The organism is Pedobacter humicola (assembly GCF_056490705.1).
The window spans coordinates 213702-233305 of the sequence record NZ_JBWJIG010000004.1; the positions used below are offsets into that span (position 1 = coordinate 213702).

Annotated in this window: 14 protein-coding genes; 11 read left to right on the forward strand and 3 right to left on the reverse strand. The window is 39.1% G+C overall.

Going from position 1 to position 19604, the window contains the following annotated elements:
- Positions 1–56: 56 nt before the first annotated feature.
- The 6 genes from AC04Q1_RS08835 (at position 57) to AC04Q1_RS08860 (ending at position 8141) form a co-directional block, all read left to right on the forward strand.
- Complete coding sequence (locus AC04Q1_RS08835; protein WP_478363776.1) at positions 57–2426, forward strand: phosphocholine-specific phospholipase C; 2370 nt, start codon at positions 57–59, stop codon at positions 2424–2426.
- Positions 2427–2484: 58 nt separating this feature from the next.
- The gene (locus AC04Q1_RS08840) at positions 2485–5406 is read left to right on the forward strand and encodes a ligand-binding sensor domain-containing protein (RefSeq protein ID WP_478363778.1); all 2922 of its coding nucleotides are present in this window, start codon (positions 2485–2487) and stop codon (positions 5404–5406) included.
- Between the two features lie 34 nt (positions 5407–5440).
- The gene (locus AC04Q1_RS08845) at positions 5441–6067 is read left to right on the forward strand and encodes a response regulator (RefSeq protein WP_478363780.1); all 627 of its coding nucleotides are present in this window, start codon (positions 5441–5443) and stop codon (positions 6065–6067) included.
- A 105-nt stretch (positions 6068–6172) separates the two neighbouring features.
- The gene (locus tag AC04Q1_RS08850) at positions 6173–6538 is read left to right on the forward strand and encodes a VOC family protein (RefSeq protein WP_478363782.1); all 366 of its coding nucleotides are present in this window, start codon (positions 6173–6175) and stop codon (positions 6536–6538) included.
- A 4-nt stretch (positions 6539–6542) separates the two neighbouring features.
- Positions 6543–7409, forward strand: a complete 867-nt coding sequence (locus tag AC04Q1_RS08855) for a helix-turn-helix domain-containing protein (RefSeq protein WP_478363784.1) — start codon at positions 6543–6545, stop codon at positions 7407–7409.
- Positions 7410–7670: 261 nt separating this feature from the next.
- Positions 7671–8141 carry a Cif family virulence factor gene (locus AC04Q1_RS08860; RefSeq protein ID WP_478363785.1) on the forward strand — a complete coding sequence of 157 codons (471 nt, stop codon included), beginning with the start codon at positions 7671–7673 and terminating at the stop codon, positions 8139–8141.
- Between the two features lie 55 nt (positions 8142–8196).
- Here AC04Q1_RS08860 and AC04Q1_RS08865 read toward each other — a convergent pair whose 3' ends face one another.
- From AC04Q1_RS08865 to AC04Q1_RS08875, 3 genes are all read right to left on the reverse strand, one after another.
- On the reverse strand, positions 8197–8766 hold the full coding sequence (locus tag AC04Q1_RS08865; RefSeq protein WP_478363787.1) for a DUF2911 domain-containing protein: 570 nt from the start codon (positions 8764–8766) through the stop codon (positions 8197–8199).
- A 127-nt stretch (positions 8767–8893) separates the two neighbouring features.
- On the reverse strand, positions 8894–9079 hold the full coding sequence (locus tag AC04Q1_RS08870; RefSeq protein WP_025141696.1) for a hypothetical protein: 186 nt from the start codon (positions 9077–9079) through the stop codon (positions 8894–8896).
- A gap of 72 nt (positions 9080–9151) precedes the next feature.
- A complete protein-coding gene (locus AC04Q1_RS08875) occupies positions 9152–11656 on the reverse strand; it encodes a bifunctional glycoside hydrolase family 9 protein/polysaccharide deacetylase (RefSeq protein ID WP_478363789.1) in 2505 nt (834 codons plus the stop codon).
- A gap of 115 nt (positions 11657–11771) precedes the next feature.
- Between AC04Q1_RS08875 and AC04Q1_RS08880 the strand changes: the two genes are divergently transcribed.
- The 5 genes from AC04Q1_RS08880 to AC04Q1_RS08900 all read left to right on the forward strand — a co-directional run bounded on the left by AC04Q1_RS08880 (position 11772) and on the right by AC04Q1_RS08900 (position 19164).
- Entirely contained in the window at positions 11772–12398 is a 627-nt protein-coding gene (locus AC04Q1_RS08880) for a TetR/AcrR family transcriptional regulator (RefSeq protein WP_478363790.1), read from the forward strand.
- Positions 12395–13714 carry a TolC family protein gene (locus AC04Q1_RS08885; RefSeq protein ID WP_478363792.1) on the forward strand — a complete coding sequence of 440 codons (1320 nt, stop codon included), beginning with the start codon at positions 12395–12397 and terminating at the stop codon, positions 13712–13714. Before AC04Q1_RS08880 ends, AC04Q1_RS08885 begins: the two co-directional genes overlap by 4 nt.
- A gap of 8 nt (positions 13715–13722) precedes the next feature.
- A complete protein-coding gene (locus tag AC04Q1_RS08890; protein ID WP_478363793.1) occupies positions 13723–14760 on the forward strand; it encodes an HlyD family secretion protein in 1038 nt (345 codons plus the stop codon).
- A gap of 8 nt (positions 14761–14768) precedes the next feature.
- On the forward strand, positions 14769–16316 hold the full coding sequence (locus AC04Q1_RS08895; RefSeq protein ID WP_478363795.1) for a DHA2 family efflux MFS transporter permease subunit: 1548 nt from the start codon (positions 14769–14771) through the stop codon (positions 16314–16316).
- 262 nt (positions 16317–16578) lie between these two features.
- The gene (locus tag AC04Q1_RS08900) at positions 16579–19164 is read left to right on the forward strand and encodes a phosphoenolpyruvate carboxylase (RefSeq protein WP_478363797.1); all 2586 of its coding nucleotides are present in this window, start codon (positions 16579–16581) and stop codon (positions 19162–19164) included.
- Positions 19165–19604 lie beyond the last annotated feature (440 nt).

Sequence of the window (19604 nt, forward strand, 5' to 3'; positions counted from 1 at the left end):
GCTAATTGACAACTGAAAACTTTAACTTGCGGTATCTAAGCTATATTGTATAATTTATGGACTCACGTAGAGAATTTCTAAAAAAAGCGGCTTTGTTTGCCGGAGCCACTGGTATGGCCAATACCTTGCCCAGTTCGGTGCTGAAAGCCATGTCGATTAACCCCGAACCTGGAAGCACATTTTATGATGCAGAACATATTGTTTTCCTGATGCAGGAAAACAGGTCCTTCGACCATATGTTTGGTAAAATGAAGGGCGTTCGCGGGTTTAACGATCCACACCCACACATTCAGCCCGATGGGAACAAAGTTTGGCTGCAAAAGGATGGTCAGGGCTATACCTATGCCCCTTTTCATGTCGACATTAACAAAACAAAAATTACCTGGCAGGGTGGTTTGCCACACTCGTGGAACGATCAGGTTGCTGCCCGTAACGGTGGCAGATATGATAAATGGCTACCTGTTAAAAGCCCCATGACTTTGGCTTATTATGACCGGAATGATATTCCTTTCTATTATGCCATGGCAGATGCCTTTACCATTTGCGATCAGCATTTTTGCTCATCTTTAACGGGTACAACACCCAACCGACTGTTCTTTTTTACCGGAACGATACGGGGGGAGAAAAGTGCAAACCGCGTAGCCGTGGTAAATAACGATCAGGCCGAGTCGCAGAATAATGTATTTGTAGACTGGCCAACTTTTCAGGAAACTTTGGAAGATAACGGAATCGATTGGCGCATTTACCAAAACGAGCTTTGGACTTCAAAACTGCCGGAAGGTGAGATAGACGATTGGTTAGGGAATTATGGCGATAATCCTGTTGAATATATCAGCAGGCACAATGTTAAATTATCGGCTTATTTTAGAAAGAATGGCGACAATACTGTTAAACCTGCTTTAAGCGCTGAAGAAGTCCAGGAGAAATACGATAAATTATCACAAAAGGAAAAAAACTTAGTAGATAAAGCCTTTACCACCAATATTTCGCAGAAAGATTATCTGGATCTTGAACCATTTACCTTTAAGAATGATCAGGGTGAGTCTGAAACGATTAATATTCCAAAAGGGGATATTTTTCATCAGTTCAGAAAAGATGTTGACAGTGGAAAATTACCTACAGTTTCGTGGCTGGTTGCGCCTCAACGTTTTTCTGATCATACCAGTTCACCTCTGTACGGAACCTGGTATGTAAGTGAGGCCCTGGATATTTTAACTAAAAACCCAGAGGTTTGGAAAAAAACGATATTCGTTTTAACCTATGATGAAAATGACGGTTATTTCGATCATCAGCCTCCGTTTGTCGTTCCAAATCCGGAGGATCCAACCAGTGGAAAAGTATCTAAAGGAATAAACTATGCTACCGATTTCGAAGCACGGAAAGGAAGTCCGATTGGCTTGGGTTACCGCGTTCCGTTGGTGATTGCTTCACCCTGGAGTAAAGGAGGTTTTGTAAACTCTCAGGTTTTCGACCATACTTCTTCATTAATGTTTATGGAAAAATGGCTGGCCAAAAAAACAGGCAAGGCCATCAAAAGCAATAACATCAGCGATTGGCGCAGAAGTATCTGTGGAGATTTAACTTCGGTATTCAGGCCGTATAATGGAGAAGAGATTAAATCGCCAGAGCCATTAAAGCGGGAAGCTGTAGTCACCAATATCGGCAATGCGAAAAACAAACCTGCCCAGGTTGGACCAACTGCACTGAATAAAACTGAAGTAGCGAAAATTAATAAATTTGAAGCGTTTTCTCCTGAAACGTCAGGTCATTCTCCTAAGCAAGAAAACGGGACCAAACATGCCTGCGCACTGCCTTATCATTTGATGGTTGATGCGAGGTTAGTGAGTAACGAAATCGAACTCACTTTTCAGTCGGCAAAAACCTTATTCGGTAGTGAAACTGAAGCCATTGGCGCACCTTTTAATATGAATACGTTTGCTAAATTTAAAGGTGTGGCAGGCAAAACATGGGCTTACGCTGTAAAGGCCGGTGATGTGTTGACAGACAGCATCAAAATTGATGATTTCGACAACGAAATTTATGACCTGGCCATCAGTGGTCCGAATGGTTTTTACAGGCATTTTGCGGGCAGTAAAAAAAGCCCTTCAATTGCGGTAAAAGTATATCCGGAGCAGAGTGGTCTGGTAAGCAAAAAGCTTAGCGGAAACCTTGTTTTTGCGATTGAGAATAAGAGTGCGGGTTTAATTACACTTCAAATTATAGATAACAAGTATAAATCGGCCGGCAAAACCGTCAGTATAAAGCCAAAATCGAGTACGAATGTTTTGTTCAATCTGACTAAAAATGCAAACTGGTACGATTTCAGTATTGTACAAACTGGTAATAGCATTTTCAAACAACGGTATGCCGGGAAAGTAGAAACCGGAGCAATTACCCAAACCGATCCCTATATGGGCAATGCATAAAAATATCCCCCCAAAAGGGGGATAGCTTTTGGAAGAAATTATGCTTATTTTGTATGGTATGTGCAGTAACCTGTCTATAATTAAGATAAATTTCATCATTTTTTTCATCTTACTCTTTAGCTTAAAGCTATCTGCTCAAAGCTATAACTTCACCAATTACAGTTTAAAAGATGGCCTGCCGCAATCGCAGGTAATGGTCATTTATCAGGCTAAAGACAGGACCCTTTGGCTTGGTACTTATGGTGGGGTAAGTAATTTTGATGGAAAGGAATTTACCTCTTACAGCAAGGCTGATGGATTGGGATCTAATTCGATAAACTGTATTCTTGAAGATAATCAGAACCAGGTTTATTTGGGCACAGAAGCAGGGATCAATATCTTAAAAAAAGGGAAAATAAACACCTTGTTTTCCGGTAAATCAGTAAGCCACTTACTTAAAGATAAACAGGGTATAGTTTGGGGAATAACCGAACGTAAACTTTTTAAAATAGAAAAAGGCAAACTTGTTTATTACCCGATAATTGATAAAAGCATTAATACCATCAATACTGATAAATTTGGAAATCTTTATGCTGCGGTTGCCGAAAAAGGAATTTATCAGCTCAGAAACGGTAAATGGATCATTTATCAGGAACTGTCCCACGAACTGAGTTACCTATCCATCAATAGGATCTTATTTGATCGAAAAATTAACGATAAAATTTATCTCCTAACCTATCGTAACGGGATTTACGTATCAGAAGGAGGTGTTACAAAGTTATTTTTCAAAAACCCGAACATTGATACCTATTATTCATTGGCGCAGGATAATAAAGGAAATATGTGGGTCGGTTCAGAAAAAGGAGCCTACCTTATTCATAAAAATGGTTCAGTTATCAATTTCAACGGAGAAAATGGACTAAGCGATAACCAGGTTAACGAAATCTTCAGCGATGCAGAAAACAACATCTGGATATCCTGTTTCAGTGATGGAATCTATAAATATGAGGGAGATGCCTTCATCCGTTACAATAAGTTTAAAGGCCAAAATATTGCCTATCCCATAAGCGGCATTGCTGTAGATAAAAACGAAAACCTTTGGTTTGGGACGTACAACAAAGGACTTTTTAAATACGATGGAAAGAAGATAGAAAATATTGATAATCCCGTTTTTAAGGATAAAAAAATCTATTTCGTTTTTGCCGACAGGGCAAAAAATATCTGGGTTTCGACTTATGGAAACGGCGTTTGGAAATACGACGGACAAAAATTTTCTCAGATATTAAAGCCTGAACGTTTTGATAACAGTGCTATAGCCGAGGATAACGAAGGAGGAATCTGGATAAATGGGTTAAAATCATCCACTTATTTAAAGGATGGAAAAATTGAAAAAGTAATCGGTTTTGATGGCTATTCTTCTTGTATTTTCCCTTTCCCGCTAAGTAACGACAGTGTGCTTCTTGCCACATCAAATGGCATTACTTTGATCAGGAATAAAAAAATCGATCCAACATTCCACATCAAATTGCTGGCCAATATGCATGTATTAAGCATCATCAAACATGGCAATAATTTGGTTTTTGCTACGCTTGGTGATGGAATTGTAACCTGGAACATCAAAACAAAAGCTATTAAGCGTTATGTAGTGGCTGATGGATTGAATTCGAATGATATTTATAGTCTTGCAACAGACGATAAAAACAATTTGTGGGCCGGAACAGGTCGCGGCATCAATAAGTTAACGTTTAATAAACAGGAACAACATTACATCGTTTTTAGAGACCAGCCCTTAATTGTGGAGTGTAACCAAAACGCTATTATTAATTATAAAAACAGCATTTTGGTGGGTACCATTTCCGGATTAGTGAAGTGCAATACCGTTAGCCCGGATCAGAATAAAAACAGCCCTTTTATTCATATTCAACACGTGTGGGTTTACCATAAAAGTGATCGTTCGAAAGACCTGGGAATAGATCCAAACGGCAAGGGAAAAGGGTTTTATAAATTGAACTATAATCAGAACCACATTGCGATCAGCTTTAAAGGAGTGTACCTCACCAATCCGGAAAGTGTGCTATACCGTTACAAGTTGCTTGGCGTAGATAACGATTTTAGTAAGCCTGTACCCAATACTGAGATTGAATATACGGCTATCCGGCCCGGACGCTACACTTTTCAGGTTTATGCTATTGCAAATGGCCAGCGGTCTAATATCGAACAATTTAGTTTTACCATCGTACCACCGTATTACGATACTGTTTTATTTAAGGTTATCGCGTTTCTTGTGCTCATCTTTCTGATCTGGCTTATTTTTTACCTGATCTTTAAAACAAGAGAACAAAAAAAATACCAATTCGAAAAGCTAAGGCTAAAAGAACAGGAAAAAATCAGAAAGCAGACTGCAGAGGACTTTCATGATGATATTGGCAATAAATTAACACGTATTAATGTACTATCGGAGATTTTAGACAAAAAAGTTGATGAAACGGAGAAAGATCAGAAGGAACTGATCAGACTGATCAGAGAGAATGCAGGCATGCTTTATACAGGAACAAAAGATATCCTGTGGGCTTTGGATCCGCATAGCGATAATCTCTTTGAGATTTTGATACATATTAAGAATTTCGGGATAGATCTTTTCCAAAATACGGGCATTGATTTTAAAATGGAGGGCGTGCTCAGTAAATATCAAAAACTGCACTTATCCATGGAGTTCAACAGAAACCTAACGCTTATTTTTAAGGAAATGCTGAACAATGTGTTAAAACATGCAAAAGCAAAGCAGGTGCTGATTATGATTATCGAAACGGATTACAATACCATTAATATCCTCACCACAGATGATGGAGCAGGTTTCGATCTCGAATCGGTAGAACGGGGAAGAGGACTAAACAATATCCAAACCCGTTGTAAACGTATAAAATCTACCTTCCAAATTTCTTCTATTAAGGGAAAAGGTACAACTATCACGATTTCTACAAGAATTCCTGTTACAAAGTAGTATGAAAATCGTCTAAACAATAAAAACATCCCAAATGAGCCAGAATTTACGAATCGTTTTAATCGAAGACGACGATATTTTAAGAATGGGTTACCAATCGCTATTAACAGATGTAGAAGATTTTGTTGTGGTGAACGCCTATGCATCATACGATTTAGCCAAGAAACATTTAGAAGCAGATCAACCCGATGTGATTTTGCTGGATATCCAGATGCCTGGCACCAACGGTCTTCAGGCGCTGCCCCTTATTAAGAAAGCCTTACGCAATACCAGTATCATTATTTTAACCGTTTTTGACTCGCCAGAATTGGTTTTTGAAGCTTTAACTATGGGCGCTGGCGGTTACCTCACCAAAAACTCAGGTGCTGCCAAAATTATAGATGCAGTTAGAGAAGTAAGTACAGGTGGTGGGGCAATGAGTACAAACGTAGCCAGGATCGTCATGCATTCTTTTCAGAAGAACCTAAATTCTCCCTTAACCAAAAGAGAAACGGAGATTTTAGATCGGATTGCAAACGGGCAAACGAAATCTCAAATCGCGAACGATCTCTTTATTGATCAGGAAACTGTGCGAAGTCACGTAAAAAATATTTATATCAAACTTGATGTAAATTCTAAATCAGAAGCGATTAAAACAGCAAAAGAAAAGCGCTTTATCTAATCTATAGCAATCCTGTGCTAAAAAATAATGCTAAAATCACCCTTTTTGGGTGATCCTTTGGGTTCAATTTCAGTTTAATTTTACGTCATACAATTAAACGGGGTAATGAGCCAATCTGCAAAATTCTTTTATGTGCAAGTGAAGCAACTAAATGATGCAGATGCTTTCTATACCAATTGTTTAGGAATGTTTACAGAGGTGACAATGATCTGTGACGAAGAAAAAGCAATATTGGTTAAGGTAGATGGTGACACGAATATTTTTCTTTCTGAACATAAGCATCAAAACCAGACCAATAAAATTTTATTAACGAGCGATGATTGCTTAGAGGACTACTGCAGGCTAAAATCAAGGGGAGTCATTTTTAAAAAAGCACCCTCTTATTTAAGCGAGGGTTTAAGTATCGAATTTTCTGATCCTTATGGTAATGATTTTATCATTTTGGAACAACGTAACTATAATGAGGAGTAATGCCATGAGATACGTAAAAGAATTAAGCAACAGGAATAAGATAGTTAGCGAGAGTACTTGTGAGGCACTTTATGAGCAGCAGAACGATGCTTATACCATTAAATTTGTTTTTAGCGGAACAGAAAACTGCGAAATTAACAAGCGCAAGTTTAGTATTTACCCGGATACATTTGCGGTGGTAAATGCGGGAACAAATTTTTGCAGCAAAATAGATTCTATAAGCCCGGTAAATACCCTTTCGGTTTCATTTGGAGAAAATTTTGTTAAAGATTTTCATCATACCTTCTCTAATAGCAATGAAGGTTTACTTAATGGAAAAGAAGTAAAAGGAACACCGGCATTTATCGAATCATTGTATCCATTTAGCGGCGATATGCGTTTTAATGTGCTGCATTTAAAGAGCCAGCTGGATAAGGGTTTGAAAGATGAAATGCTGATCAATGAATATATGTACCACTGCCTTTTAAACTATTATAAAATTTACGATAAGGAAGTGCTTCAAAAACTCGATAAGCTCAGTTTTATCAAAACAAAAACCAGGGAGGAGGTTTTAAAAAGATTAACACTGGCCAAAGAGTACATTAGTAGTAATTACAACCAAAACATAACATTAGAAAATATTGCAGAACAAGCATGTTTGTCGGTTAATCACTTGCTAAGAACCTTTAAAGAAGCCTATGAAATTAGTCCTTACCAGTTTTTAATGCAATTAAGGTTAAACCGGGCAAAAAAACTTTTGCAAACCACCAGTTATACATTAAATGAAATAGTGGGTTTAGTAGGTTTTGAATGCCCAAGTTCATTCATCAGATTATTTAAACATACCTTCAACATTACGCCTTTAAAGTATAAGAAGAGTAGGTTGAATTAAAATATAAATAGTGATTTCTGCACATTTTGAATGTTGGGATGAAACTATTTTTGAAGCTCTTGCAGGACAATTTGTAGAAGTTTTTTCCTGTTTAGGTTAATAATGATTAAAAAAGCAAACTGCCAGGATTGGAGTTTGCTTTTTTGCTTTAGCACCTATCCTTTGATGTTTATCACATTTTAGTTACCTCATCATTAAGGTGTTATCGGCATATTATTATTCTCGGTTCCACCCGACCTTTAATAAAAAAACACAGATATTATGAAATTAAGAGCTTTAGTGATTTTATTATTAGGTATTACAATCACCAATACTATTTTGGCTGCAGAAAAACCAACTGCCAGCCATAAATCAGTTATCAATTATTATATGGACAGCTTTATCAACTCTGATTATAAAAAGTTAAAAGCTGTGCTGAGTGAGGATGCCGTTTTTACTTCAAATAGAGACGTGAGGATAATTAAGCATAAAGCGGTTGATGTGTTGAATCAGCTGAAGAAAAATGAGGGCGTTATTCAGCGCGATTGTAATATCAGCTCTACCATTGTTTCTGAAACTGATGCGTTGGTAATTGCCCGCGTGGATATCAATTACGAATTATTTGATGGCGCTCAACAAAACTTTGTGATTATCGAAAAGAATAAGGATGGTGAATGGAAAATCACGCAGGTGTACAAAGTATTTATTTCAAGCGAAGGCGAAGCTAAAAGACTGGCCACAACTTCCCGTTAAAAACAAGAAAGTCCCGGTTTTTTTGACCGGGACTTTCTTGTTTTTTTTATTTCTCTTAAAAACTGATCGGTAACTCTACCTGGGTTTTGTCCCAGCCGATCACCAGATTTGCGCCCTCATTAAGTGCTGTAAAGGTTAACGAGAAGTATTCGATCGGTTTTGCTAATGTTTTAACAGGAACATTTACGCGAACAATATCTTTAGATGGATTGTAAGTAAATGCACCCCATTTATCAGTCTCACTGTTTACAATTATAGTCCAGCTATCTTTGTTTGGAATGGCGAATAGGCTGTAAGTACCGGCTTTAATTTTCTTTCCACCAATCGTTACTTTTTTAAAGAAGCGCACTTCCGTACTTTCGTTGGCCCCGAAGCGCCAAACGGTTCCATACTGTTCTAAAACACCAAAGATATCACGTCCCTTTTTTTGTGGGCGCGAATAAACGATCTTTATAACCGGCTTGGTTAGCTCGCCTGCTTTTGCCTTTGGGGCATTAAGAGGAAAATAAACAATATCTGCCGGACTAGGATCTGCAACAGGGAATTTTATCTCAGCGTTAGCGGCTTGTTGGCCATTTGCGCTAAAACAAAAAAGAGCGAAAACAACAATGAAGATATTTTTCATTTGTAGGTTTTTGTTTTCTGTGGCGGTGAAACCATTATGGCTTTACACTTATTGGTAAATCATAAAAGTCTCATTTGCTGTGGAAATAAATTATTGTTCCTTGGTAGGATGTAATTGGTAAAAGAAACTAATATTTTCTTCCTTTAACGATTGCGTTTAAAAATAAGCCTGCTGTTAACAAACCTAAAACACCACCTAATAAAGCGAAAATATAGTTCTGCGTAATGATTGCCCCGGTTAAAACTCCGAAGAATAAGCCTAAAGCATAATATAACCAGTTGAAATTATTGCTGCTGTTCTCTTGTACACTCATGTTTTTTGTTATTTGGAGGCAAAGTTAATATTTATTTTAAATTTTAATTTGTCATTCTCTTCAATAATCCAATTAATTGTCGATCCTGGCTAATTTATAATCATACTTTTTTAGATAACCGAGCAATTCTGTTAATCGGGTATAAAATTTGTCGGTTCTCCGGGGGTCGGTACCAATATGTAACAGTAGGATAAAACCATTCAGACCGTTCATTTTTTTTTCGTTAAAAGCGGCAATGGATTGATATATTTCTTTGCTGGATTTATAAGCTTTTCCAATTTCAGGATAAGTATAATCTGCATTAGATCGTGTACCCGGGGTGAAATTAACCAGTTGTATGTTTTGCTCTTTAGTCCAGTTGGCAATGGTTTCGTTGTACCATTCGTAAGGAGGTAAAAAATACCTGGACTTTTCTTTGTCGATTCCAAAAACCGACATGGCTTGATAGTTATTGGTTAAATCTTGTTCGAATTCGGCTTTGGTGACCAGGAGACTATCACGTTTAACCCAATCGCAGTATAATAAATGCCGGTCGGAATGCGGACCGAGATAATGGCCATCATTTTTGAGTTTTTTAATCAGAGAATTGAATTTTGGGTTCCGGTAAAAATTTCCGGTTAGAAAAAAGGAAGCCTTAACCTTTTCCCTGGCCAATATTTCACTGATTTTTTCACCACCATCTGCAAACTCATCACCCGTAAACACCAGGTAGATTTTTTTCTGAGTAGAATCGCCACGGATGGTCGCGCCTAAATGATACGTTTTATGATCTGATGGAGTTATAGACTGCGCTTCTTTCGCGGCTAGTAAATAGATCAGCGATGCCGTTCCGTCCATGGTAGGTTCGTTGGTACTGTAATCGCCGTAATCGTCGTGGTAAACGGCCAGATCACTTTGAAAGTCGGCATATTCATCCGCTTCGTTTAATTTAATTCCGATCAGGCCTTTATAAATGTTGGTATAAACCGGACCATCAACCAGACCACCGCTAACAGGATAATTTTTTAAATGGGTAAAGGCCGAATGTGGATCCGTAGGTGTATCTCCCCATTGAGGCAAACCATAAACCATGCTGGTTCCCCAGGGGTTACAACCAAAAAGCCAGTCGAAATTGGCCTGTTCCAGCTCGGTATAGGTTTTATCACCGCTTTGGGCTGAATACCAGTTGCACTGCATGGCAAAGGCAACAGTTAAGTTATTGCTACACCAGATAAACGGAACACCCCGGTAAAAGGCATTGTTTTTTGCCCGGTTCCAAACCTGGGTTATACCTTCTTTATAATAGGCGAGGGCAGTTTTATCTTCTGGATCTTGTTTAACGATTTCGTAATGCCCCAGATTGATGAAGGGATAGTATTGATAATGCGCCGCGGTGTCTTTTTGCAACCAGGGCGTTATGGCTTCTTGTCTGGCATATTGCAATGCCTGATCTGTTTTTTTTTGATCAGGCTTTCTTTTTCCGAAATTGAACGATGTTTCGGCCAGCTCCATATCATCAACCCAGTTGTCTTCAGCATAAATATAGGGCGATTTTACAGATGCAGTTTGCGTTACCCCAGGTTTTTGAAGGGCAAATTTATAAGCGGTTTTAGCCTTTTTAAGGAGTAATTTCGAATAACTTTGATCAACCTCTTTAAACAGAACAGAACCTAAATTAAAAGCACTTGTAAACTTGGCCGCTGTAGAACTTGTTCCGGTGGTATTGTTCATGAATTTACCGCGCTGCTGTGGCTCGCCGGTAATCAAGTAAAGCGGGCGTTCAAATCCTTTTCCATACTGACTATCTTCCTTTGGAATGCGCATACTGATATGGTCGCGGTCGTCGGCCAATTGGTTAAACATCACATTCTTTCGCGGGTGCATTTTCAGTAACCAATCTAAACCCCATTTTGCTTCATCCAAAACATCAGCTCTTCCATTTTTTCCACTTAAACCATTTGCCTGTTGCTGATCGTCAAAAACCTGTGGAAAATCACGATAGGCCATTAATAAATGATAGGTTGCATTGGCTGAGGTGGTCGAGTATTGTAAATAATCACTCGCATCGTGCCAACCGCCCGAGGCATCAAAATGGGTACTGTCTTTAATGCCCGCTTTATCACCATACAAAACAAATCCATCGTGTGTATGGCAACTATCTTTTAAATATGGATTGAAGCCGCTCCGTTGCTGGCGCATATATTGTAAGCAGAAATCAGCCGCACCTTTATACACATTATTATTGATCAGCAATAGAGGAGAAAGGATGCCGTTAGCGCGGATGAAGAACTTTCCTTCACTTTTAAAATCACTGAAGTTTAATCTCGCCGTTTGGCTAAAAGGACCATATCCGCCAAAACTTTTAATATTGGTTGAGGTGTAAACAACCTGATTGCTTTCTTTTTCTATAATTTCGAATTGCCTGGGTATATCACTCAACCTGCTTGCCCAAACGGCAACTTTAGTGCTTTGGGTAGGGTAACCAAGCAAATTGATCCTGATCCAGCTCTGCTGGTGCTCTTGTTCAGCACCCACAAATGAACATAAGAATGATAAACCTAAGATGAAGATTGTGGCTAAGAGGGGCTTATTTTTCATTAGATGACTCATTATTTCAATTAAAATTAGGGTTTTATCAAGATAATGTAAAAGAAGTAGATAAACATTTGGAAATCAATCAATCGTTTGATTAATTTTGTGCTGTCAAAAAGAAATGAAAACAGAAAAAGTAGATAAAAGACAGGCCATACTCGACGCAGCTGAGAAGTTGTTTTGCGAAACAGGGTATGAGGGTACTTCTACCCGTCAGATTGCGAAGGAATCTGGTGCGAACATGGCGATGATAAATTATTATTTCGGTTCGAAAGAAGGTGTTTTTATGGAGATCATGAACGAGCGTATTGCTGGTTTCGCCTCTCAGTTAAAAATCATCAATGAAGATAAGATTTCGGCATTGGAAAAATTGCATAGGGTTATAGAGGGCTATGTAAACAGGATCATGAATAACACTGCGTTTCACAAAATGATGCACCGGGAACTGTCTTTAACCCAAAGGCCCGAAATGTACGATAAGATTAAAGATGCCATGAGTCATAACATGCAGCTTATCGATCGCATCATTACCGATGGAATAGAAGATGGCAGCTTTAACAAGGTAGATGTACGGATGGTAATTGCAACCATCATGGGCACCATAACCAATATTGTTATCGCTCCACATAAGGTGATCTCATGCTCGAACTTCGATCTCAATAACCCAAAAGACAAAAAAATTATTAAAGAGCGGGCGATAGCTCACTTACAAGATCTAACAACAGTTTATTTAACAACAAAAAGATGATACCCAAATCAATCAGATTAATGCTTGCGGCGTCATTAATTCCGGCGGCCTTGTTTGCGCAGAGCACAAAGGAATTAAATATTAACCAGGCAATAGAACTTGGCATAGCCAATAGTAAAAACTTAAAACTTTCACAGAACAAAATCGATCAGGCTGTTGCGCAGCTTGAGGTTGTTAAAGACAATGTTTTGCCTACCGCAAACGCAAGCTTTATATACAACCACGCTGAAATCCCAACCAATACTTTTACTTTACCCGGAGGTGGATCATCCTTACAGTTACCAAAAAGAGCCGATGCTTTTGTTGGTACTGCGGCAGTGCAGGAATTGGTATATGGCGGGGGTAAATTAAGATACGCAAAAGAATCGACTAAATTACTGGCAGATGTTGCACGTTTAGATGCCGATAAAAGCAAAGAAGAAATCACTTATGCCGTAATCAATACCTATTATTCTTTATACAAAGTATTGCAAAGCAGAAAAGTGGTCGATCAGAACTTAGAATCGATTGCGGCGCAGATTAAACAGGCACAGCGTTTCTTCGAACAAGGAATCGTAACCAAAAATGATGTATTGCGTTTCCAGTTGCAACAGGCAAATGTGACGTTAACGCAAATGGACATTGAGAGTAACCGTAAAGTGATCAACTACAACCTGGATATTCTTTTAGGCTTGCCTGAAGATACCGAAGTTAAAATTGTTGATCCAACAGCAGGCTTAAAAACACCAGGATCATTAAACGAATACATCGGCCAGGCAATGGCAAACCGCCAGGAGCTAAAACAACTTGATGTGCAAAACAAGGTTGCCGATTTTAACATTAAAACCATTAAGGCAAATACTTTGCCAACGGTTGGTGTTGGTGCAAACCTGTATTACATTAACCCAAGCGGTAATTTTATCCCACCAACAAACCAGTATTTAATGCCGGTTACCCTGGGCGCAACGGTTTCGTGGAATATTGGAAACCTTTGGACAAACAAAAATAAGGTAAGCGAAGCGAAAATCCAGCAAAGTGAAATTACCATTCAGAAAGATATATTATCTGATCAGGTAAAAACAGATATCAACAAAAACTTTCAGGGTTACCAGGTGGCAATGAATAAAATCCAGGTTCTGGAAACCTCAATTGCCCAGGCTACTGAAAACGACAAGTTACTGGCATCTAAATACAAAAACAATGTGGCGTCTGTTACCGATCGCATCGATGCAGAAACTTTATTATACCAGGCAAAAATAAACTTAGAGATAGCTAAGGCCGACGCAGGTTTGGCTTACTATACCCTATTAAAATCAACAGGAAAAATAACGCAATAAATACAGCAATGACAACTGAAAAGAAAAAAAAGAACATAGTAGTACCCATCATTTTAGGTGTTTTACTAGTAATAGGTATAATCTTCGGGATTACAGAATGGAGTTATTATAGTAAACACGTAGATACGGATGATGCCCAGATTGATGGAGATATCAGTCCTGTTGTTGCCCGTGTTGGTGGTTATGTGAAGGATATTAATTTTGAAGAAAATACACATGTAACCGAAAATCAGGTTTTAGTAAAACTTGATGACAACGATTACAAGGTTAAATTAGAACAGGCACAATCGGGCCAGAAAGGTGCAAGCGCAGGTGTTGGTGTGGCACAATCGCAAATTATCGCAACTGAAGCGAATACAAGTACCGCAAAAGCAAACGTAGCCGCGGCAAGAGTTAAATTAAACTTAGCCAATAAAGATTACGACCGTTATGCTAACCTGGTAAAAGACGGATCAATTACCCAACAGGCATTCGATCAGGCAAAAGCATCGAAAGAATCAGCGCAGGCTGCTTATCAGGCTGCAACAGATCAATATAATGCTGCAGTGAAGCAGGTTGGCACCACCCAGTCGCAATTGGCCGTGAGCAGCAATGTAATCAGCCAGCGTCAGAGTGATATCGACTTTGCAAAACTTCAGTTATCGTATACCGATATTAAAGCACCAGCTACCGGTATTGTTTCTAAAAAGAATGTGCAAAAGGGACAGTTGGTTCAGGCTGGTCAGTCTTTATTCTCGATCGTGAACGACGGAAGCCTTTATGTAACGGCAAACTTTAAAGAAACCCAGTTAGAGAAAATTAAAGAAGGTTCTAAGGTAGAAATCGAAGTTGATGCTTATCCTGACGAAAAAATCCAGGGAGAAGTATATAATTTCTCTCCAATTACCGGAGCAAAAGGATCTTTATTGCCTCCTGACAATGCTACCGGTAACTTCGTTAAAGTGGTTCAACGTATACCTGTAAAAATCAAAATTCATCCATCAAAAGAACTGTTGACCAAATTACGTCCAGGAATGAGCGTTAAAGCTTCAGTATCTACTAAATAACATTTAAAATGGCCGAAGTAGGTTTAAAAAAGTGGATCATTACATTTACGGTAATCACAGCTTCATTATTGGAGCTGATTGATACAACAATCGTAAACGTGGCGATCCCTCAAATACAGGGAAACCTGGGCGCAACCCTGGAGGATGTGGCCTGGTTATCCACTGGATACGCCGTTGCGAATGTAATCATCCTGCCAATGTCGGGATGGTTGGGCAGTCGTTTTGGGCGCAAAAATTATTTCTTAACCTCTATCATCGTTTTTACACTCGTTTCTTTTTTATGCGGAAACGCCACTTCATTGAATGAACTTATTTTATTTAGGGTTATTCAGGGTTTGGCAGGGGGCGGTTTAATATCAACAGCACAAGCTATTTTGATTGAAACCTGGCCACGTGAGGATGTGGGTATTGCAACAGCCCTGTTTGGTTTGGGTGCAGTAGTTGGACCAACTGTTGGACCAACCATTGGAGGTTATATTTTAGAAATAGCAGATTGGCCATGGATTTTCTATGTAAATATTCCCGTCGGGATACTCGCCGCATACTGTACCATTACCTTTATTCGAGAGACGCCCAAGGATGGGCAAGGGAAACCTGTTGACTGGTGGGGGATTGGTTTACTGGCTGTGGCGGTTGGAAGTTTGCAAACCTTATTGGAAAAAGGTGAAAGTGAAGATTGGTTTTCTACACCTTATATCATTGCATTAGCTGTAACATCTGTTTTTGGCTTACTGCTATTTATCTGGCGTGAAACGAGTGCTGAATATCCGATTGTTAATCTTCGGATTATGAAAAAGAGAAGCTTCTCAATCGGGATGTTTACCTCCTTTATTTTGGGTTTTGGATTGTACGGCTCTGTATTCGTTTTTCCGGTCTTTGCGCAAAATCTATTGGGTTTTACGCCTTTACAAACCGGAAAGCTGTTTATAGCCGGTGGTATTTGTACCATTTCCATGATGCCGTTTATCGGTATAATGCTTAAAAAAGGAGTTCCAGCGCAGTTTATGGCTACAGGAGGAATGTTTTTATTCTTCGTGTTCTGTTGGATGCTGAGTAAATCAACGCTGGCATCAGGAACGGGCGATTTCTTTTGGCCTTTAGTTATTAGAGGATTTGGAATGGCCTTGCTATTTGTACCATTAACCACCCTGGCGATGCAAGATTTATCAGGACCAGAAATCGGACAAGGCTCTGGATTGAATAATATGAGCAGACAATTGGGCGGTTCTTTTGGCATTGCGGCTTTAACCACATTGATCCATATACGTTCAAGTTTTCATAGAAGTAACCTGCTCACCAATATAAACGATTATAATCCCACATTTACGGCAAAACTGAATGGCTTAATCCATAATTTTATGGCTAAAGGCTCATCATTGATGGATGCAAAACTGATGGCAATGAAAGCGATAGAAGGGTCTGTAATTAAACAGACCATGTTGCTCACTTATAACGATGCTTATTGGGTTGCCGGATTGATTATGTTGTTCTCTATACCTTTGTTATATCTTCAAAAATTTAAGAAGAATGCAAACATTGTGACCGATGCGCACTAAAATTTGCAAAGAAATCGCCTAAATATTGGCAAAAAACAAAAACAGCCGGTGTATTTTATTACATCGGCTGTTTTAACCCAAAAAATTAACAATCAATGCAATGCCCTTAAACATTGCAAATGTTCTTACTTAACCACATAGTGGCCAAATAAGATTCTAAAATTAAAATTTATTCTACAATTTTCCAAATTGTAAGCCTTAGAATTTTAATACCTTATGCATTTTTTGTAGTATTACGGTATACAAAACTATTGCATAAGCTATGCCCAAACTTCGTTTAACTACGCAACGAGAATCTATTTTTAATAATGAGGTCATCTCAAAATTTGAACTATTTAACAGTTTATTTCTCACTTTGCCTTTCTACAAAATTAAAGATACCGGAACACTGCTTCCGCTATTTTTTAAGAGCTGTGAAGAAGGTATTGCAAACGGAGAAAAACCTGCACAGGTGATCGAAGAATTTTTTGCCAAGTATACCAGTTATACCGAGCGAAAGGATATTGTTGACCTGCTTTTCCGTTTTATCCAGTATATCGAGCGTCAGGTGGTGCTTTTTGATGCCGTAGAAGATGCCTCATTTACCAAATTAAACACTACTGATGAGCAAAGTACTTTAGCTTTCATCTTAAAAAAGAATGCCGATAATAAACCCATGTTGGCTAAAATAGAAAAACTGATCGACGAGCTTTCGCTCCGTTTGGTTTTAACTGCACACCCAACCCAATTTTATCCGGGCAGTGTATTGGCCATCATTACCGATTTAACCAAGGCCATTAGGGATAACGATCTTACGTCGATGAACTCGTTGTTACAGCAATTGGGTAAAACGCCGTTTTTTAATAAAAAATCGCCAACTCCGGTTGATGAGGCCTTAAACCTTGCCTGGTTTCTGGAAAATACGTTCTACTTTGCTGCGGCAAATATTCAGGAAGAGATTGATCAGAACCTGGATGAATATAACCTGGAAACCAAGAAAATCCTTGAACTGGGTTTCTGGCCGGGAGGAGATCGGGATGGAAATCCAAATATTCATGCCGATACCACTTTAGCAGTTTCTAAAATGTTGCGCCAGATCCTGTTCCGTTGTTACTACCGCGATTTCAGGGTGATTAAACGCCGCATTACCTTTAGAGGTGTTGAAGAAAATATTGCAAAACTGCATGATGTACTTTATCTGAATGCTTTTGATCAAACCTGCGAACTTCACGATATTTCGGAGGAGTTAAGAGATAACCTGAATAAAATCAAGGAAACGTTACTGGCTGAGCACGAAGGGCTGTTTGTTGATCTGGTTAACGATCTGATCCGCAAAATAGACCTTTATGGTAATTATTTCGCTTCACTGGATATCCGTCAGGATAGCCGTGTGCTGAGAAGCGTTCATGCCTACTGCCGTGAAAATAAACCGATTTCTTCCTTATATCCGGCCGATTATAATAAATTATCGGAAGCAGAGAAAGTAAGCCTCATTTCCTTTAAAGAAGCTACCATCGTTTACGCAAGTGAGCCAGATGCTTTAATTGAGGATACCATCCAGGTAATTAAAGAGATTAAAGGCATTCAAAAACGTAACGGGGAAAAAGCTTGTCACCGTTTTATTATCAGCAACTGCCAGCAGGCCAGCGATATTCTTCAGCTCATTGAACTTTTCCTTTGGAATGGCTGGAGTAAAGAATCACTCACCATTGATTTTGTGCCGCTTTTCGAAACGGTTAACGATTTAAAAGGTGCTGCGGCTATTATGGATACGCTTTACAGCAACCCTTTTTATAAGGCACACCTGGCCAGCCGCGGGAATAAACAGGATATTATGCTTGGTTATTCCGACAGTACCAAAGATGGCGGTTATTTAATGGCCAACTGGTCTATCTTTAACGGAAAGACATCGTTATCAGCTGTTTCTGCGAAACACAATATTCAGCTGGCATTTTTTGATGGCCGCGGTGGTCCGCCTGCACGTGGTGGAGGTAAAACACACCGTTTTTATGCCTCAATGGGTAAAGAAATTGCCAACAAAAATATGCAGCTGACTGTTCAGGGGCAAACCATCAGTTCGCAATATGGTTCGGTTGAAAGTGCTGAGTTTAATATCGAACAATTAATCAACGCCGGACTTACTTCCGGATTGAAAGAGAAACATAACATTCTTTTAGATCCTGATAATAAAGCGCTGCTTGACGAGATGGCCGAAGAAAGTTATAAAGCTTTTGTCGATTTAAGAGAGCACCCTCTATTTGTGAGTTATTTAGAGAAATTATCTCCTCTAAAATTATTGTCGCAGGCCAACATCAGTAGCCGACCGGTAAAGAGAAACGGCGGCGGCGAGATGAAACTCGAAGATTTAAGGGCCATTAGTTTTGTTACCGCCTGGAGCATGTTGAAACAGAATGTTCCGGGTTTCTATGGAATGGGAACGGCATTAAAAAGCCAGGAAAAAGCCGGGAACTGGGACAAGGTAGTAAAAGTGTACCAGGATTCTGATTACCTGAAAACCATTGTAGATAACTGTATGATGAGTATGAGCAAATCAGACTTCACCATTACAGCACATTTGGCCGCAGATAAGGAGTTTGGCGCTTTCTGGACGCAATTGCACAATGAATTCGAATTGGCGAAGGAGATGCTCTTAAAACTCTCCGGACAGCCAACTTTGATGGCCAATTATCCTGTAGATAAAAAATCAATCGCTACACGCGAGAAAATTATCCTGCCATTGGTATTGATCCAGCATTTTGCTTTAGAAAAACTACAGCATGATCAGAACGAGAAAGACCAGCATGCGCTGGAAAAGCTTGCGGTAAGGACCGTTTTCGGTATCGTAAATGCGGGTAGGAATTTAGCTTAATACTTTCTGCTAAACCATGTAGATTTTCCAAAGCTGTGTGCTTTAAAAATATAATCTAAGGTCTGTGTTTTCACAGACCTTTTTTAATTTCTCTGTTATTCAGGATTTGCAATCCCGAGCAACTTATAAAAACTGAACCGTTCAAGGCGTCGGGCAGGGTATGTAGAACTAAGGGTTGAGACGGATCCTCTTCGGAGCTGGTTCGGAGCTCAGACGGAGTTGTGACAATTGTACCCGAACAAAACCCGAAGTAGATTTGAAGATAGTGATATGTAATGGTTTGCCATTTTTATCTCATAGCTAAACAGAGGTCGCTCTTGTTTAGCAGGACTTTACTGCGTCCGGAACGAGAAAACGGGCCATTCCCATCAGGACAATAATAACCAATGGAAAACCAAACTTGCTTTCCAAAAAAAACAATAAATTAATTAAGGGATATT

Excerpts from the sequence above, each read along its gene's own strand:
- AC04Q1_RS08880 (WP_478363790.1), top strand. The coding sequence starts at position 11,772 with ATGAAAACAGAAAAAGTAGATAAAAGACAGGCCATACTCGACGCAGCT.
- AC04Q1_RS08855 (WP_478363784.1), top strand. The coding sequence starts at position 6,543 with ATGAGATACGTAAAAGAATTAAGCAACAGGAATAAGATAGTTAGCGAG.
- AC04Q1_RS08895 (WP_478363795.1), top strand. The coding sequence starts at position 14,769 with ATGGCCGAAGTAGGTTTAAAAAAGTGGATCATTACATTTACGGTAATC.
- AC04Q1_RS08890 (WP_478363793.1), top strand. The coding sequence starts at position 13,723 with ATGACAACTGAAAAGAAAAAAAAGAACATAGTAGTACCCATCATTTTA.
- AC04Q1_RS08900 (WP_478363797.1), top strand. The coding sequence starts at position 16,579 with ATGCCCAAACTTCGTTTAACTACGCAACGAGAATCTATTTTTAATAAT.
- AC04Q1_RS08850 (WP_478363782.1), top strand. The coding sequence starts at position 6,173 with ATGAGCCAATCTGCAAAATTCTTTTATGTGCAAGTGAAGCAACTAAAT.
- AC04Q1_RS08870 (WP_025141696.1), bottom strand. The coding sequence starts at position 9,079 with ATGAGTGTACAAGAGAACAGCAGCAATAATTTCAACTGGTTATATTAT.
- AC04Q1_RS08835 (WP_478363776.1), top strand. The coding sequence starts at position 57 with ATGGACTCACGTAGAGAATTTCTAAAAAAAGCGGCTTTGTTTGCCGGA.
- AC04Q1_RS08845 (WP_478363780.1), top strand. The coding sequence starts at position 5,441 with ATGAGCCAGAATTTACGAATCGTTTTAATCGAAGACGACGATATTTTA.
- AC04Q1_RS08885 (WP_478363792.1), top strand. The coding sequence starts at position 12,395 with ATGATACCCAAATCAATCAGATTAATGCTTGCGGCGTCATTAATTCCG.
- AC04Q1_RS08875 (WP_478363789.1), bottom strand. The coding sequence starts at position 11,656 with ATGAAAAATAAGCCCCTCTTAGCCACAATCTTCATCTTAGGTTTATCA.
- AC04Q1_RS08865 (WP_478363787.1), bottom strand. The coding sequence starts at position 8,766 with ATGAAAAATATCTTCATTGTTGTTTTCGCTCTTTTTTGTTTTAGCGCA.
- AC04Q1_RS08840 (WP_478363778.1), top strand. The coding sequence starts at position 2,485 with ATGTGCAGTAACCTGTCTATAATTAAGATAAATTTCATCATTTTTTTC.
- AC04Q1_RS08860 (WP_478363785.1), top strand. The coding sequence starts at position 7,671 with ATGAAATTAAGAGCTTTAGTGATTTTATTATTAGGTATTACAATCACC.